General features: G+C 61.6%; 11 protein-coding genes and 1 riboswitch. Of the genes, 3 read left to right on the plus strand and 8 right to left on the minus strand.

Features of this window, described 5'->3' with window-relative positions:
• The first annotated feature begins 625 nt into the window (after positions 1-625).
• Positions 626-2,815, plus strand: coding sequence for a glycoside hydrolase (locus AXW79_RS07655; protein ID WP_005313692.1), 2,190 nt, complete (start codon positions 626-628; stop codon positions 2,813-2,815).
• Between the two features lie 68 nt (positions 2,816-2,883).
• On the opposite strand, the gene AXW79_RS07660 is transcribed toward AXW79_RS07655, so the two are convergent.
• Positions 2,884-4,734, minus strand: a complete 1,851-nt coding sequence (locus AXW79_RS07660) for a M3 family metallopeptidase (RefSeq protein ID WP_005313694.1) — start codon at positions 4,732-4,734, stop codon at positions 2,884-2,886.
• Positions 4,735-5,015: 281 nt separating this feature from the next.
• Here AXW79_RS07660 and AXW79_RS07665 point away from each other — a divergent pair, with 281 nt between their 5' ends.
• Positions 5,016-6,713: a methyl-accepting chemotaxis protein gene (locus tag AXW79_RS07665; protein ID WP_005313698.1), complete on the plus strand. Its 1,698-nt coding sequence runs from the start codon at positions 5,016-5,018 to the stop codon at positions 6,711-6,713.
• 263 nt (positions 6,714-6,976) lie between these two features.
• A riboswitch (cyclic di-GMP riboswitch) is annotated at positions 6,977-7,062 on the plus strand.
• Positions 7,063-7,128: 66 nt separating this feature from the next.
• Positions 7,129-8,553 (plus strand): N-acetylglucosamine-binding protein GbpA, encoded by a 1,425-nt coding sequence (gene gbpA, locus AXW79_RS07670; protein ID WP_005313702.1) that lies wholly within the window; start codon positions 7,129-7,131, stop codon positions 8,551-8,553.
• 437 nt (positions 8,554-8,990) lie between these two features.
• Here gbpA and AXW79_RS07675 read toward each other — a convergent pair whose 3' ends face one another.
• The 7 genes from AXW79_RS07675 to AXW79_RS07705 all read right to left on the minus strand — a co-directional run bounded on the left by AXW79_RS07675 (position 8,991) and on the right by AXW79_RS07705 (position 15,733).
• Positions 8,991-9,827: a transporter substrate-binding domain-containing protein gene (locus AXW79_RS07675; protein ID WP_005313704.1), complete on the minus strand. Its 837-nt coding sequence runs from the start codon at positions 9,825-9,827 to the stop codon at positions 8,991-8,993.
• Positions 9,824-10,585 carry an amino acid ABC transporter ATP-binding protein gene (locus AXW79_RS07680; protein ID WP_005313713.1) on the minus strand — a complete coding sequence of 254 codons (762 nt, stop codon included), beginning with the start codon at positions 10,583-10,585 and terminating at the stop codon, positions 9,824-9,826. The genes AXW79_RS07675 and AXW79_RS07680 overlap by 4 nt, the downstream gene beginning before the upstream one ends.
• A complete protein-coding gene (locus tag AXW79_RS07685; protein WP_005313715.1) occupies positions 10,582-11,244 on the minus strand; it encodes an amino acid ABC transporter permease in 663 nt (220 codons plus the stop codon). Before AXW79_RS07685 ends, AXW79_RS07680 begins: the two co-directional genes overlap by 4 nt.
• Positions 11,245-11,448: 204 nt before the next feature.
• Complete coding sequence (locus AXW79_RS07690) at positions 11,449-12,114, minus strand: amino acid ABC transporter permease (protein WP_005313720.1); 666 nt, start codon at positions 12,112-12,114, stop codon at positions 11,449-11,451.
• The gene (locus AXW79_RS07695) at positions 12,111-13,322 is read right to left on the minus strand and encodes a threonine synthase (RefSeq protein WP_005313721.1); all 1,212 of its coding nucleotides are present in this window, start codon (positions 13,320-13,322) and stop codon (positions 12,111-12,113) included. The genes AXW79_RS07690 and AXW79_RS07695 overlap by 4 nt, the downstream gene beginning before the upstream one ends.
• Positions 13,323-13,532: 210 nt before the next feature.
• Entirely contained in the window at positions 13,533-14,480 is a 948-nt protein-coding gene (gene cbl, locus AXW79_RS07700; RefSeq protein WP_043151125.1) for an HTH-type transcriptional regulator Cbl, read from the minus strand.
• 185 nt (positions 14,481-14,665) lie between these two features.
• Complete coding sequence (locus AXW79_RS07705; protein ID WP_005313723.1) at positions 14,666-15,733, minus strand: sulfate/molybdate ABC transporter ATP-binding protein; 1,068 nt, start codon at positions 15,731-15,733, stop codon at positions 14,666-14,668.
• Positions 15,734-15,764: the final 31 nt, after the last annotated feature.

Raw genomic sequence — 15,764 nt, forward strand, 5'->3', positions numbered from 1 at the left:
CACGGCGCACTCTCCAGCCAGGTTTGATACCAACGGCATGGCCGGTTCAATCGACAGACGTCATGGATATGGCGGGAGCGGGCAGAGGGTTGAACACTGATAGCTGACGCCGTATTCAATATGCGGCTCAGCCGTCTCGGGGAGAGAGACCTGTAGCTTTCCCAACCCGATTCGCATCGGGAGTGGCAAGGAGGATAATTGTGGTGTTGCATGACATTTAGTCAATCGAGCCAGACAAGAACCCTTATCGATACCCCATGCCGGACGGCCTGCCATTGGGGGCCCGGTCGCCCCAACCACTATTGAGGCAATAAACAGCACTGCGTCTTGCTTGGCCTGCACCCGGGGACCAACAAAAAAGGGGACTGCGCAGCGCCTGCAAGCCCCATGCTGTCGACGTTGACGCACAAGGATGCGCGGCGCACTGACTACGACAGATAGCGTCATGACCCAAGAAAACAAGCATCATCTGACATCCCCCTGACCGGGCGTCATCAACCCGAGCCTGCCCACGGATCCAGTGCAAGGGCCTATGACTTGCCGCCGCTGGTGCGGGCAAATTTGGCTGTACCGCAGAACGGGCAAGGGCGTACCCTGATGCCATCGACTTGGCCAAGGATCTTGAATGAAGGGTTTACGGATAAAGGCGCCAGTACTGGGCTGCCTGCTGATTTCACTGCTGGCGGCACCTCTGGCCGCCGCCCCCCTGATACTGCAAGGGGAGACGCTGAGCTATCGCATCGCCCCCGATACCCTGGCCATCTCGGTCAACAAGATGCCGGTCAGTGACGGCCAACCCGCCCGTCAGGTCGACAAGCTGACCCGGGGGGAGCAAGAGGCCAACTGGCACTGGCCTGCCCAAGACGCCAGGGTCGAGGTCAAACTGGACGGTGATGATCTGCTGCTGACCCTTGCCAGCGACACGCCCCGTCAACTGGCCTGGTACAGCCTGCCGAAAAACCAGACCCACCTCTCCATGGCCTTTGGCGAGGGCAGCCGCTTCTCGGTGCGTGACAGCGACTGGCTCGGCTATGTCGGCGACGAACTGGCCGAACTCAACACCCATTACGACCTCAAGCTGCCGCTGTGGAGCCAGGATGCGGGCAAACAGACCTACAGCTGGATCCTGCAAACCCCCTACGACAACCAGCTCAACTTCACCCGCAAGGGGGGGCGCCTGCAACTGAGCGCCCGCCACGAATTCAGCAGCTTCAACCAGCAGGCTCCCATGGTGGTGCGTCTGAGCGTGGGGGATGACTGGCTGGCGGGGGCCCGTCGCTATCGGGAGTGGTTGCAGGCCGAGGGGGAGTGGCAATCCCTCGCTGACAAGTTTGCCCGGATCCCCGCTGGCCGCCGCCTGATTGGTGCCAGCCATGTCTATCTGTGGGGAGATGCCCTGCTGGATCGACAGGATGTGAAGGATTGGCCAGGCCTGCGGGCCAGACTCAATCAAAAGCCGGCCTGGCTGCAAGCGTTCAGCGGCGAGGAGCGGGAAGCGCTGGCCGCAACGGCTCCCGAGCCCTGGCAGCAGACATTGATCATGGCCGGGCTCAACCGGCTGATTGCCAGCCAGTTGCCCCTGCCCGCCCAGCAGGGCCCCGTCAGCCAGAGCAAGGTGCTGGCCCTGCGCCAGCAGTGGGTCAGGGGTCAGCTGGGAGATCTGCTGGTTGCACAGACTCGCTGGGGACAGGGCCTGTCACTGCCTGTGATAGAGGCGCTGCAACAGGCGGGACTGAACAAGCTCTGGCTCGGCACCCCGCAATGGACGGCGGCCCTGCAACAGAGTTATGCCGTCACCGCCGCCCAGCGCCTGGGCTATCTGGTGGGCAGCTATGACTCCTACGATACCGCCATCCTCCCCGGCAGCAACGACAGCTGGCTCACCGCCCAGATCCCCCCCAAGATCGGCAAGCGCTGCGCCATCATGGAGGCCAACGGCAAACCCAAACCCGGCTTTGGTGGCGAGGGAGCCTACCTCAATCCCGGTTGCACCCTGCCCTTCGCCAAGAGCCGCATGAGCGAGCTGGCCAAAGCCAGCGGCATCAACAGCCTCTTCCTCGACGTGGATGGCACCGCCATGGCCTCCAACGATTACAACCCGGCCCATCAGCAGGGCAGCCAGGCCATGATCGCCGCCCGCAATGCCCGCATGGCCTGGGTGGGAGAGCGGCTCGGGCTGGTGCTGGGCTCGGAGGATGGCAATGCCCTCACCAGCAAACCACTGATGTTTGCCCACGGCATTCAGAGCTGGGGGTTCGGCTGGCAGGATGCCAGCATGCGCAAGCAGGCCAAGTCCTCCTATTACCTCGGCAAGTGGTGGCCGGACGAGGCGCCGCAGGTCTTCTTTCAGCCCGCTCGCCTCAAGCCGCGCTACCTGAAAACCGTGTTCAATCCGGCGGACAGGTTGCCCCTCTATCAGGCTGTGTTCCACGACTCTGTGCTCAACAGCCATCACTGGCTGCTGGACAACCTCAAGTTTCCGGGCATCAAGGAGGAGCGTGCCCTGCTCGGCCTGCTTTACAACACACCACCGCTGGTCAACCTGAGCCGCAGCACGCTGGAGAGCCGCCTGCCCGAGCTGGTCAGACTGAGCGATCAATTCGCGCCGCTGCACGAGGCATTGTGGGACAAGGCGCTGGTGGGATTTCGCTGGCGCGACGGGGTGGGCCGGGTGCAGGAGACCCGCTTCTCGGATGGCAGCCGGCTGGTAGCCAACTTCAGCAACAGCTCCATCATGCTCGATGGCCAGAAACTGCCGGGCAAGCACCTGCTCGTCGCCCTCAAGGGCAAGCCGGTCACCCTGCTGACGATGTGATCAACTCGCTCACCATATAAAGAGAGAGCCCTGCCAATTGGCAGGGCTCTTTTGCAGGCGGGGTTCATCTAGCCCTGGGTGGCGGGCTCGACTTCGCTCTGGCGCCGGATCCAGCCCTCGAAGTCCGCCAGCATGCGCGCCTCCGACTCGCTGTTGTCGGCAATCAGCTCACTGCCATGCACCACCCGGATGCGGGCATTGAGGGGCGCCCCCTCACCGGCCGGCGGCCTTTGCTGCGCCGCCGCCATGCAGGCTTGGGCCTGCGCCCAGGCGTCGGCCACGCTCTGGTTGCATACCTCGGCCAGCGGCACGGCGCTGAATCCTTCGCCGGTCAGGCTGCGCAGCGTCTCATCGTGGGTCATGCCGTTGCCCGGCCCCCAGTAGTGAGCCGCCAGATCCGGACCGATGCGCGGGTTGTCGGTGAGATAACCATCGCGCTGAAGGAAATAGGCGCGGGTCTGTTCCACCGCCATCAGTGCCAGCAGATAGCCGTGATAGGCACAAGCCGACTCCTGATTCAGCAGATGCGGAATGGCCAGCAGCGGCCTAGGGCTCTCTGTCCCCAGTATCTTGCGCTCCCACTGACGGGCCAGCGCCAGCACGGCGTCCGGAGTGCGATCGATCTCCTCCATGGCGTAGAGATCCCGCTCGAAGTAGGAAACCAGCGCTATCTGGCGCTCGTTGAAGGCACGAAACGGCTGACGCGCCGCTATCATGGCCTTGATGAGCGAATCTGGGATCACCTCTCCCGCCGCGTTCCTGGCATAGTGCTTGAGCCAGTCCGCATCGTCCAGCAGGCTGTCGCAGAACATGGACTGGGTCTCGGCATAGGCCATGGAGGTGGGTGGAAACTCCTGAGAAAAGCAGGGGGCGTTGCCGGTCACATTGGCAAAGTGAGCGGCGTGGCCCCCCTCGTGGAACAGGGTATTGAGACCACTCCAGCCGCTGCCCACCTGAACCGGGTTGGCCAGACTGGTGAAGTTGACCACGGCGGGGACCCACTTGTCCTCCTGCCAGAAGCTGGGCACAGGGCCGTGGCAGAAGCCGTTCTCGTATTTCCCCTCCCAGGTCAACAGATCCAGGGTCAGGGTCGCATCCCGATACTGGATGCCGAGCCGGCGGAAGCTCTCGACCCAGTCCTTCAGCGCCCGCGAGAAAGGCACATAGGGGTCGAGCTGGCGGGTCACGTCGCCGCTGACGAAATAGCGCAGGTTGTGGGGCTGCAGCGCCGCCTCTCCCTTGGCGCTTTTCAGCTCTGCCAGACTCTGCTGCACCCGCTGCTCGGTGCGGGCGATAAAATCATCCAGCACGGCAAACAGCTGTTCCGGGCTCATCTGCTCGTTCTTGCGCACCTTGTAATCGAAATAGTCGCGATACCCCATGGCACGGGCGAAGCGGTTGCGGATCGCCACTACCTCGAGAAAGCCGTTGTCGACCACCCACTGTTCCAGGGTATGGAACATGGCCAGCGCGCTCTGGCGCACCGCCTCGTTCGGGCTGGCGGCAAGGGAGGTGCTGGCGGCGGGCAGACTGCCGGCGACCTGCTGACCCTGCTCATCCAGCAAGCTGAGTTTCAGCTCCCGGCGACGGGCAAACAGCGCAGCCTCGGCCGCCACCAGCTCGTCCATCAGGGCGGCGGCAGCCGGATCCTCGATGACGTTGCACTCGAAGAAGGCAATCCAGCCCCCCAGACCACGCTTGAGATCCGCCTCTTCGGCCCGGGACAGCATCTCTCTGAGCTCCGGCAGTCGGGCCGGGTTGGCGCAAAACGCCTTGTAGGCCTGCTCGGCGGCGGTGAAACCTGCCTGATCGTCACTGGTGCCCATGTAGGTGGACCAGAACAGGTCCTCCTTGCGCCTGTGTACCTGCAGGTAATCGGCATTGAGCTGATTCAAATAATTCCTGGCAATGGAATGCATAAATTCCCTCTTGTATGGGGCTGACCCGTACGGGTGCCCGCTCCTTTTTGGTGAAATGCCAAGCCATTCACATTTTTTGGCAAATGATGCGCCGGGATGCGCACAACCACGCTACCAAAAGCGACGGTTTCTGTCTGCTGGCTATACTGGTTGTCAAAACACTCAATTAGCATTCAGTCACCACAAGTTATTGAAAGTTAATTAAATGTTAATAACCAAATAATCAGGGCCATCGTCATGTCTGGCCACAGCAAGACCCACAGGGAAATCAGGGAGACCTTATGTTCAAGCTTGGTGATATCGCCGTGAGCCGCAAATTGATGTTGCTGCTCTCACTGGCGCTAGTCGGTTTCATCGCACTGCTGCTTATTTCCGCCAGTGCCTTGCATCGCAATCTGATGAGTGAGCGGGAGGCCCGGCTGCAGGCCGTGCTGGATCTCGCCATGAGCCGCATCCAGTCACTCGCCACCACCTTGCCCGCCGCACAGGCTCAGGCAGAAGCCAAGGCCATGCTCAACAGCATGCGCTTCGATGGCGACAACTATCTGTTCGTACTCGATGAAACTCGCCACGTTGTGGTACACCCCGTCAAACCGGAACTGGTTGGCCAGCAGATGGGCCAGAGCGGCACCGAGACAGCCGGGGATCACTGGCAACGCATGGTGGAACTCGGCAAGGGGGGGCAGCATGGCCGCCTTGAATACCAGTGGATAGGACCCTCCGGTGATGCCGCCCAGAAGATGTCGCTGGTCGCCGGCTATCAGCCCTGGGGCTGGATCCTGGGCTCTGGCGTACTGCTGCAGGACATTCAGGCCACCATCTGGTCCCAGTACCAGCTGATGGGCGGCGCCACCCTGCTGGTGATCCTGCTGATGGGGCTGCTGGGGTTTGCCATCAGCCGCTCCATCGTCAATCCCCTGGCCGAGATAAAGCGAGCCATGCAGCAGGTGGCGGCCGGGGATCTGGTGATCAGCATACCGGTACACGGCAAGGATGAGATGGGGGTCGTCGCCGCCTGTACCAACCAGGGGCTCGACGCCATTCGTCACGCCCTGATCGAGGCCAGCCAGGGGGCCCGCAACGTGGCAGATGCCGCCCTGAGGATCGCCTCCTCGGCAGAGGAGACCAATCAGGCGGTCAACAGCCAGCGGGATCAGCTCTCCCAGCTCGCCACCGCCATGAACGAGATGAGCGCCACCATTGCCGATGTGGCGGGTCACGCCGAAAATACCGCCCGGGATACCCAGGAAGCCACCAGCGAGGCCGGGCTGGGCAACCGTGACGTGCATGCCAGTGTCAATGGCATACAGGCGCTGGCCACCGAGGTGGAACAGGCCACCCAGCAGGTCAATCAGCTCAAGGAGGGAGTGATGCAGATAAGCGAGGTGACAGCCGTCATCAGCGCCATCTCCGAGCAGACCAACCTGCTGGCCCTCAACGCCGCCATTGAAGCAGCCAGGGCCGGGGAACAGGGACGCGGCTTTGCCGTGGTCGCTGACGAGGTACGCCAGCTGGCGAGCCGCACCCGCCAGTCCACCGAGGAGATACAGAGCACCATAGCCCAATTGCAGCAGCGGGCAGTGACCGCCGCCAGTGCCATGGATGCCAGCCGCAAGCTGGCGGAGAGCAGCGTCAGCCAGTCCGAAAAGGCAGGGCAGGATCTCTCCCTCATCGTCAACCACATCCAGCATGTGAGCGACATGGCGATCCAGATAGCCACAGCGGCGGAACAGCAGAGCGTGGTGGCCGAGGATATGAACCGCAACGTCAGTGGCATCAATGATTCGGCCCAGGAGATGTCACAATCCGCCACCTATCTGGCGAAAGAGAGCGAGCTGCTGGCAGACCTCTCCCGCAGTCTGGATGAGCGGCTGTCGGTGTTCAAACTGGGCACTGCCATCGATCAGACCCTGGCACAGCGGCTGGCCCCGCTGCATCAGCAATCACATCAGGCCGAACGCCCCCGCGCTCGCCACTGATCCGTCTTGCACTGTCGCAATTCATCCTCTGCCAGCCCGCTGGCAGAGGATTTTTTCATTGATGAAAAATGTCGAATTTTTGCATGTTATCGACATGATGGGCGACATTCAGCCTAGCTTATCGATTAAATACACCATTAAAAACATAACGTTAAGTTTTAGCTCTACTCCGATGAGTCAAGCTGTAAACATTTACACTTAATTAACTAATCAAAATTAGTCATGATGGTAGTGTCGCAAGATGCGACACCATGACCCTTTATGTAGTCATTTGGCAAACTGGTTGAAAGGCCAGGACGCAAAGCCTCCGGTCTAAAGACATGTCGTCCAGGATAGCGGGGTTGCCACACTCAGGTGTGTATCGGGGAACTCCCCTGCCAACTTGACTGCCCACATCTATCGAACAGAGGAATGTATGGCAGCAAAAATCCAACTCAATCACGTCGCGGCAGCGCTGGCGCTGCTGGCCAGTGGTGGCGTACTCGCCCACGGCTACATCAGCCAGCCCGAGAGCCGCAACTACCTGTGCAACAAAGGTGGCAACAGCCAGTGTGGCGCTGTGCAATGGGAACCCCAGAGCGTGGAAGGCCCCTCCGGCTTCCCGCAATCAGGCCCTCAGGATGGTCAGATTGCCTCGGCGGGCAGCTCCCGCTGGAGTGAGCTGAACGCCCAGACCAGCGATCGCTGGACCAGGCGTGAAGTACAGGCCGGGCCATTCGCCATCAGCTGGACCTTCACCGCCAACCATGTCACCCGCAACTGGCGTTACTACCTCACCAAACAGGACTGGAACCCGAACCAGCCGCTGACCCGTGCCGCCTTCGATCTCACCCCTTTCTGCGTGGTGGATGGCAACATGGTACAGCCGCCCAAGCAGGTCACCCACAATTGCAACCTGCCGGAGCGCACCGGTTATCAGCTGATCCTGGGGGTGTGGGAAGTGGGTGATACCAGCAACAGCTTCTACAACCTGATCGATGCCAACTTCAAGGGCGGCAGCCAGCCCCCCTTGAGCTGGAGCCAGGGGGGCACCATTTATCCCTCCACCGATCTGGCGGCCGGTGACAAGGCCAGAGCTCTGGTGTTCGACGCCAGTGGCGTGCGCCCCGATCTGCAGACCGAGTTGACCATCACCACCACGGAACAAGGCCAGAAGAACAACTGGGCCCATGCCCTGGCCAGCAAGATCAATGCGGAGCAGAGCCAGATCCGCGCCGGTCAGCAGAACGCCGACAATCAGTTCAACCCCGTCTACGGCCAGAACCCCGTCTACCTCAAGTCAGGCAGCACACTGGAACGGGTCGAGATCCAGCTCGAACAGCTGCAACCGCCGGTGGGCAACGACATCAGCGTGAGCGGTCTGGAGAGCGAATACCTGCTCGACGACGGCAAGGTGACCCTCGACTTCACCATCACTGCCCAGGGGGACCTGACTGTCACCAATACCTTGTATGACCATGGTGGTGTGGCCAAGGGCCAGTCTGCCGCCGACATCAAGGACAGCAGCCAGAGCTTCACCATGCCGCTCACCGGGCTCAGCGCAGGTCACCACCAACTGGTGATCGAGGCCAAGCCGAAGGCGGGTGGCGAAGCCCTGCAACAAACCCTGGACCTGATGCTCAAGGACTCGGCAGGTGGCGGTAACTACCAGTTCACCTTCCCGCAGGGACTCACCTCCTACACGGACGGCACCAAGGTGTTGCAGCCCAAGAACGGCAAGGTCTATCAGTGCAAGCCCTTCCCCTACCGAGGCTGGTGCAGCCAGTGGTCGGCCAGCGCCACCCAGTATGAGCCGGGTATTGGCACCAACTGGCAGGACGCCTGGATTGCGTTGAACTGAACCAGTTCTGAAAGTCGAGAGCGGACCTTGATTCTGCCAGCGCCAGCCCGAATAAGCCGGGTATCGGCACCAACTGGCAGGATGCCTGGATTGCGCTGAACTGATCCGGCACAGAGTGATAACGCCATAAACAAAACGGGGAGCCAATGGCTCCCCGTTTTACGTACTCTGGCAAGGCTCGGATCGGGTAGTCGATGGCGGGCTTGCCGACCTGACGTCGGCCAGCTCCCGCCCGGATAAGCCGGGTATCGACACCAACTGGCAGGATGCCTGGATTGCGCTGAACGGATACTTACAAGCGCGGCAAATAAAAAAATCGTCCCCCGAACGGGGACGCCTGAAAGGTCAAACCTTGCGGTTTGCGGACCAACGGAACCAGGACTTCACGCTTCACACACTTCACTTTTCTCAGCACACTTTTCACTCTTTCAACAGGATTACCCCTGCCACTTTCCCCCTTCCACTATCACGTCGTTGGGGTCGGTATCGGCGCTCAACTTGTCACGTACATACTGGTCGTAGAGCTTGAGCAGGTACTTCTCTTCACCCAGCTTGGCGAGGCGCTCGTTGACCCAGTCACGCAGCTCGATATTGCCCTTCTTCACCGCTGGCGCGATTGGGTCTTCCGCCCCCAGCTTCTCGGGCAGCACCCGGTAGCCCGGATTCTCCTTTGCCCAGCTGAACAGCACCAGATTGTCCTGGGCGTAGGCATCACCACGGCCCTGAGCCAGCGCCTGCAGGGATTCGGTATTCTTCTCGAACTTGAGCACCTTCCAGTCTGGATGATTGCGGGTCAGCCAGATGTCGGCCGTGGTGCCAGTAGTGACAATCAGGGTCTTGTCCGCCAGATCGCCTAATCCCTTGGCCGGGCTCCCTTCCGGCACCAGCACCTGTACCGCCACTCGCAGGTTCGGGTTGGTGAAATCCACCACCTCGCGCCGCTCCGGCGTCACCGTCATGTTGGCGAGGATCAGATCCACCTTGTCGCTCTGCAGGAAGGGGATGCGGCTGGCGGGCTCCACCGCCACGAACTCTACCTTGTTCTCGTCTCCCAGCAGATCCTTGGCGAAACGGCGACCGAGATCGGTATCGAAGCCCACGTAGCTTCCCTTCTCATCCACGTAGCCGAAGGGGGGCTTGTCGGTGAAGACGCCGACGATGAGCTTGTCGCGCGCCTTGATCTTGTCGAGGGAACCGTCCGCTGCCTGGGCTGCGCCGCTGGCAAGGCCCAGGCCGATCAGGGCACTGAACAGAACCGAGGTGATTTTTTTCATGCTGACTCCTTTCGTTTGATGACATCTGTATAAGAAAACTTGGCGAGGAACTGGCGCGCACGCGGGCTCCTGGGGTTGTCGAAAAAGACGCGGGGGGCGGCCTGCTCCAGAATGTGGCCGCCATCCATGAAGACGATGCGATCCGCCACCGCCCGGGCGAACGCCATCTCGTGGGTCACGATAAGCAGTGTCATGCCGCTGCCGGCGAGATCCCGCAACACTTCCAGCACCTCTTGCACCATTTCGGGATCGAGGGCGGCGGTCACCTCGTCAAACAGCATCACCTGGGGGTTCATGCACAGGGCCCGCACTATGGCGATCCGTTGCTGCTGGCCACCGGAGAGCTCGCGCGGATAGGCGTGGCGCTTCTCCCACAGACCGATGCGGGTCAACAGCTGCTCCGCCTGCAGCAGGGCCTCCTGCCGCTCCCGTTTTTGCACCTGAAGGGGGCCTAGCAGCACGTTCTCCAGCACAGTCAGGTTGGGGAAGAGGTGATAGCTCTGGAACACCATGCCGATACGCTGGCGCACCCGCTGCCAGTCGGTGGCACCATCCAGCAGCACGCCGTCGAAGCGGATCTCGCCCCCCTGAATCGGCTCGAGCCCGTTGAGGGTGCGCAGCAGTGTGCTCTTGCCGCAGCCGCTCGGCCCCAGGATGACGATCACTTCCCCGGGGTTCACCGCGAGGCTGACCCCGTCCAGTACCCGGTTTTGGCCAAATTGTTTGCTGACGAGCTCAAGTTCAAGCAGAGGTGTCATACCGCATTACCCCATTTTTGCTCCAGCCGGCGCGAGGCCAGCGAGAGCGGATAGCAGACCAGAAAGAAGAACAGAAACAGCAAGCCGTAGATGAGCACGGAGGCATAGGTGCGCTCTATGATCTGCTGGCCCACCTTGATCACCTCCACCACCCCGATCAGCACCGCCAGCGAGCTGGTCTTGATGATGCGGGTGTAGATGTTGATGGTCGGCGGCGTCAGCCGCTGCAACGCCTGGGGCAACAGCACGTGGCGATAGAGCTGCCAGGTCGAGAGTCCGAGCGCCAACCCGGCCTCCTGCTGACCACGGGCCAAGGATCCCAGGCCGCCGCGCACCACTTCCCCCACCTCGCTGGCGCCCCATAGCGCCAGCACCAGCACGGCGCACCAGAAAGCCGGAATATCGAGGCCGAAGAAGATCGGCAACCCGAAGAAGAAGAGGTAAAGCCACACCAGCACGGGCACCACCCTAAACAGCTCCAGATAAACCCGCAGCAAGCCCAGAGTCAGTCGTCCGCCCTGTTGCGCCAGCACGCCGTAAGCGACACCGCCGAGGGTTGCAAACAGGATGGCGAGCAGGGAGATGGCAAGGGTCTGACCCGCACCAATTGCCAGCAGCGGCAGGGCTTGGCCCAGCAACTCAGTGACCGAACTGGCCATATTGAACCCTCCTTTCTACGGCTCGCAGGGCCGGTGACGACGATGACAGGGCGCTCCGCTCGCTCATCAGGAGCCATGCTTGCTCAAGTGACTCAGTGACCGAACTGACCATATTGAACCCTCCTTTCTACAGCTCGCAGGGCCGGTGACGACGATGACAGGGCGCTCCGCTCGCTCATCAGGAGCCATGCTTGCTCAAGTGACTCAGTGACCGAACTGACCATGTTGCAGCCTCCTTTCCAGAGCCCGCAGGGCCAGTGATAACGGCAGAAAGATCAGCACGCACATCAGGGTCAGCACAGCCAGCATCTCGTAGGTCTTGTAGTAGAGGGCAATGTAGTTCTTGGTGGTGTAGAGCAGCTCGGGCACCGCCACCGCCGAGGCCACTGTCGTCTCTTTCAGCAGGAAGATGAAGTTGGCAAACAGCGCCGGCAGGCTGGCAAGCCAGGCCTGGGGCAGTTGCACATGGCGCAGCAGTTGCCAGCGGGAGAGGCCAATGGCCCGGCCCGCTTCCAGCTGGCTGGTGGGCACGGCCTGGATACCTGCTCTCAGCGCCTCGGTCAGATAACCACCGCCGAGGAAGGTCATGGCGATCACCGCAGTGGCAAAACCTGACGGCGATAGCCCCAGCGCCGGCAGCCCGAAGTAGAGAAAGAACAGCTGGATCAGCAGCGGTGTGTTGCGGGCCAGCTCCACATAGCCGCGGATGAACGCGGCGAGCAGTGGCTTTTGCAGGCTCAGCAGGGTCACGTTGAGCAGGGCCACCCCCAGCGACGTAAAGATCACCATGGCGCCCAGTTGCAGTGTGACCCAGACCGCCTTGCCGAACGCGGGCAGGGTGCCGAGGATAAAAGACCAGTCGAACGTCATGCCGGTATCCTCCCGTCACGGCGTAGTCGCTGGGGCAACACAGTGATTGCATCCGGGTACTTGATCCCAGCCCCCGTATTGAGCACCACTACCTGCTCACCCCCCTTGATCCAGCCACTCTCCCGCAGTTGGCGGGCGGCGGCGAAAGCCGCAGCCCCTTCCGGGCAGACAAAGCTCCCCTCCAGGGACGCGAGTTGGCGGATCTCTGCCTTAATCGCCCTGTCATCCACAGCGATGGCACAACCATTGGTACGATAGAGTGCATCGAGCACCAGAAAATCTCCCAGCGCCTTGGGCACATTGATGCCGAAGGCCAGGGTCTGGGAGTCCGGCCAGAAGCTCGACTCGCTGGCCCCTTGCTGCCAAGCCTGCACTATGGGTGCGCAACCACTGGCCTGCACCGCCACCAGCCGGGGAAGGTCCCCTTTGACCCAGCCCAATTCCTGCAACTCACGGAGCGCCTTGTAGATGCCGATGAGGCCGACCCCGCCGCCTGTGGGGTAGATGATTACATCTGGCAACTTCCAACCCAGCTGTTCGGCGATCTCCAGCCCCATTGTCTTCTTGCCCTCGATCCGATAGGGCTCCTTCAGGGTAGAGGCGTCAAACAGGGATTGATCCACCACAGCCTGAGCGACTTGACGGCCCGCATCGCTGATCAGGCCATCCACCAGATAAAGGCGAGCACCCGCCAGGGATGTCTCCAACCGGGTAATGGCCGGGGCTTCCTGTGGCATGACTATGGTGCTGCGCAGGCCTGCACGGGCACCATAAAGAGCCCATGCGGCTCCAGCATTGCCGTTGGTGGGCATGGCAAAATGGGTGACACCGAGTTCACGAGCACGGGAAATGCCAACGGCTGCGCCACGGGCCTTGAAGGATCCGGTGGGGATGATGCTCTCATCCTTCATCCAGAGATCCGGAATGCCGACCTGCTTGCCCAGTGCGCGCAAGGGCAACAAGGGTGTCAGTCCTTCCCCCAGTGTCACCACCTGGGCGGGGTCACGCACCGGCAGCAGCTCGTGATAACGCCACAGGGTGGCAGGACGTCCTAGCAGAGCGGCCGGATGCCAAACCTTCTTCAGGGCCTCGAGATCGTAGCTGGCCAGCAGGGGTGCCCCCACCTGGCTCAGTTGCTGGGGCTGATCGGCATCATGGATATCGCCGGTCTTGCTGCAACGCAGATGTGATAGGTAGCTGTACGGCATGCTTTATCCTGAATATGTCGGCTGTTGTCAGTCACTTGTTCCATCCTGTAACCAAAGTGCGTGATAACAAACGAAGTAAAGCGGCAAACCTAAGCGAAAAAATTCATATGAGGCCCTTGGTGACCGCCATGTATGTCGCTGTCCTGCGCGCCCTCGCCGCCAACAAAACGGGGAGCCACTGGCTCCCCGTTTCACATCGTCTGGCAAAGTTCAGATCTGGTAGTCGATGACAGGCTCACCGCCCATGGCGCGGGCCTGAATGTCTGCCAGCGCCAGCTCCGGATTGCAGAGCTGGATAAACTGCCAGGCGAAATTGTGCTGGAACTGCCCCTGCTTGAGCCCGATCCAGGCGGTGTGTGGCGCAAACAGCCGGCTGCCGTCAAGCTGCACCAACCCCCTGTCGCGCTGGGTATCGAATGCCATGTCCGCCAATATGCCGACCCCCATCTCCAGCTCGACATAGGTCTTGATGACGTCCGAATCCTGGGCGGTCAGCAGTATCTGCGGCGTGATCCCCGCTTCGGCAAACGCCTCATCCACCCGCGCCCGTCCGGTCAAGCCGGCCTGATAGGTGATGATGGGCCAGTGTGCCAACGCCGCCAGGGTCAGCTCCCGCTCGGCGGTGAGGGGGTGCTGCTCGGGCACCACTATGTTGTGGTGCCAGCGGTAGTAGGGAAACGCCACCACCCCTTCGCTCTTGTCGAGCTGCTCGCTGCTGATGCCGATATCCACCTCGCCGGTCTGCACCAGCCGCACTATCTCCTCAGGGCTGCCCTGACGCAGCTCCAGTTGCACCTGCGGGAACTGTTCGCGAAACGCCTTCACTACCCGCGGCAGGGCGTAACGGGCCTGGGTGTGAGTGGTGGCCACCAGCAGCCTGCCGGACTCGCGGTTGGCAAAGGTGCTGGCCAGTTTGCGGATATTGTTGGCGTCATTGAGGATGCGCTCGGCGATCACCAGCAACTCCTTGCCCGGCTCCGTCATACCGAGCAGCCGCTTGCCATAGCGGATGAACAGCTCTATCCCCAGATCCTCCTCCAGCTCGCGAATATGGCGGCTGACCCCGGACTGAGAGGTAAACAGGGCATTGGCCACCTCGGTCAGGTTGTAATCCCGCCGCGCCGCTTCCCGTATAATGCGTAACTGCTGAAAATTCACGCCATCGCCTCCTGCGCTGACTGGCCGGTCGGGTGGGTCCCGCCGCCGTTTTTGTTATTGCCAGCCCGACCCTGTGCCGGACTGCAAGCCTGATACGGTCATCGCGATAAAAGGGTCACGCCCTGATCCTGTCGGTTGGCAAGGGTGGCGGCGAGTCGCTCTCGCCTGGATGCAAACCCTGGCCATCAAATCTGGTAGTCCGGATAAAGCTGGGCCTGCCTGGCCACCAGCCGCACCCCCTGCCCCGGGGCAAATGCCCTGGCCGCCTCTTTGCTCAATTCGGCCTCGAAGTGTGCACCGTTTGTATCCCCAATGCCACGCAACTCCACCCGGATACGGGGCCCCATGGGCAGCAGTCGGGTGATGGTGGCGCGGATCCCCCCGCTTGCATCCGCAGGCACTATCTCCAGCTCGTGGGGACGCACATAGGCGATCGCAGCGCTGCCCTCCGCCAGATGGGAGCTGATGGGGCCTCCCAGCCACTGTTCGCCAATGCCGAGCCCCTGACCTGCCACCCGACCGCGAAACAGGTTCACGCTGCCGAGAAAGCTGTGCACAAAGGCACTGGCGGGCTGGTCATAGACCTCGGCCGGTGTGCCTATCTGCTCGACCCGGCCGGCGTTCATCAGCACCACCCGATCCGCCACCTCCAGCGCCTCCTCCTGATCGTGGGTCACGAACAGGCTGGTGACATGCAGCTCGTCATGCAGTTCGCGCAACCAGCGGCGCAGCTCCTTGCGTACCTGGGCATCGAGGGCACCGAAGGGCTCATCCAGCAGCAGCACCTTGGGTTGCACCGCCAGGGCGCGGGCCAGAGCGACCCGCTGGCGCTGACCGCCGGAGAGCTGGGTCGGGTGGCGATCGGCCACATGGCTGAGCTGCACCAGATCCAGCAGCTCCTTGACCCGTGCGCGGATGACAGCCTCGGTGGGACGCTCTGACCTCGGCTTGACCCGCAAGCCGAATGCCACGTTCTCGAACACCGTCATGTGGCGAAACAGGGCGTAGTGCTGGAACACGAAACCCACGTTGCGCTCACGCACATCAAGGTCGGTTGCATGCTCACCGCGGATGATGACGCTGCCGCTATCGGCCTGCTCCAGCCCGGCTATGATGCGCAGCAAGGTGGTTTTGCCACAGCCGGAGGGGCCCAGCAGCGCCACCAGCTCGCCATCGTGAAAGTCGAGGTTGATGTCGGCCAGCGCCGCGTACTGATTGAAATGCTTGTTGAGCCCTTGAACCTGAATGCTCATAGATGCCTCTTTTCAATAATCGTTATATCGA

The organism is Aeromonas salmonicida subsp. salmonicida, assembly GCF_001643305.1.
Taxonomy (GTDB): Bacteria; Pseudomonadota; Gammaproteobacteria; order Enterobacterales; family Aeromonadaceae; genus Aeromonas; species Aeromonas salmonicida.

Excerpts from the sequence above, each read along its gene's own strand:
- AXW79_RS07655 (WP_005313692.1), top strand. The coding sequence starts at position 626 with ATGAAGGGTTTACGGATAAAGGCGCCAGTACTGGGCTGCCTGCTGATT.
- AXW79_RS07660 (WP_005313694.1), bottom strand. The coding sequence starts at position 4,734 with ATGCATTCCATTGCCAGGAATTATTTGAATCAGCTCAATGCCGATTAC.
- AXW79_RS07665 (WP_005313698.1), top strand. The coding sequence starts at position 5,016 with ATGTTCAAGCTTGGTGATATCGCCGTGAGCCGCAAATTGATGTTGCTG.
- gbpA (WP_005313702.1), top strand. The coding sequence starts at position 7,129 with ATGGCAGCAAAAATCCAACTCAATCACGTCGCGGCAGCGCTGGCGCTG.
- AXW79_RS07675 (WP_005313704.1), bottom strand. The coding sequence starts at position 9,827 with ATGAAAAAAATCACCTCGGTTCTGTTCAGTGCCCTGATCGGCCTGGGC.
- AXW79_RS07680 (WP_005313713.1), bottom strand. The coding sequence starts at position 10,585 with ATGACACCTCTGCTTGAACTTGAGCTCGTCAGCAAACAATTTGGCCAA.
- AXW79_RS07685 (WP_005313715.1), bottom strand. The coding sequence starts at position 11,244 with ATGGCCAGTTCGGTCACTGAGTTGCTGGGCCAAGCCCTGCCGCTGCTG.
- AXW79_RS07690 (WP_005313720.1), bottom strand. The coding sequence starts at position 12,114 with ATGACGTTCGACTGGTCTTTTATCCTCGGCACCCTGCCCGCGTTCGGC.
- AXW79_RS07695 (WP_005313721.1), bottom strand. The coding sequence starts at position 13,322 with ATGCCGTACAGCTACCTATCACATCTGCGTTGCAGCAAGACCGGCGAT.
- AXW79_RS07705 (WP_005313723.1), bottom strand. The coding sequence starts at position 15,733 with ATGAGCATTCAGGTTCAAGGGCTCAACAAGCATTTCAATCAGTACGCG.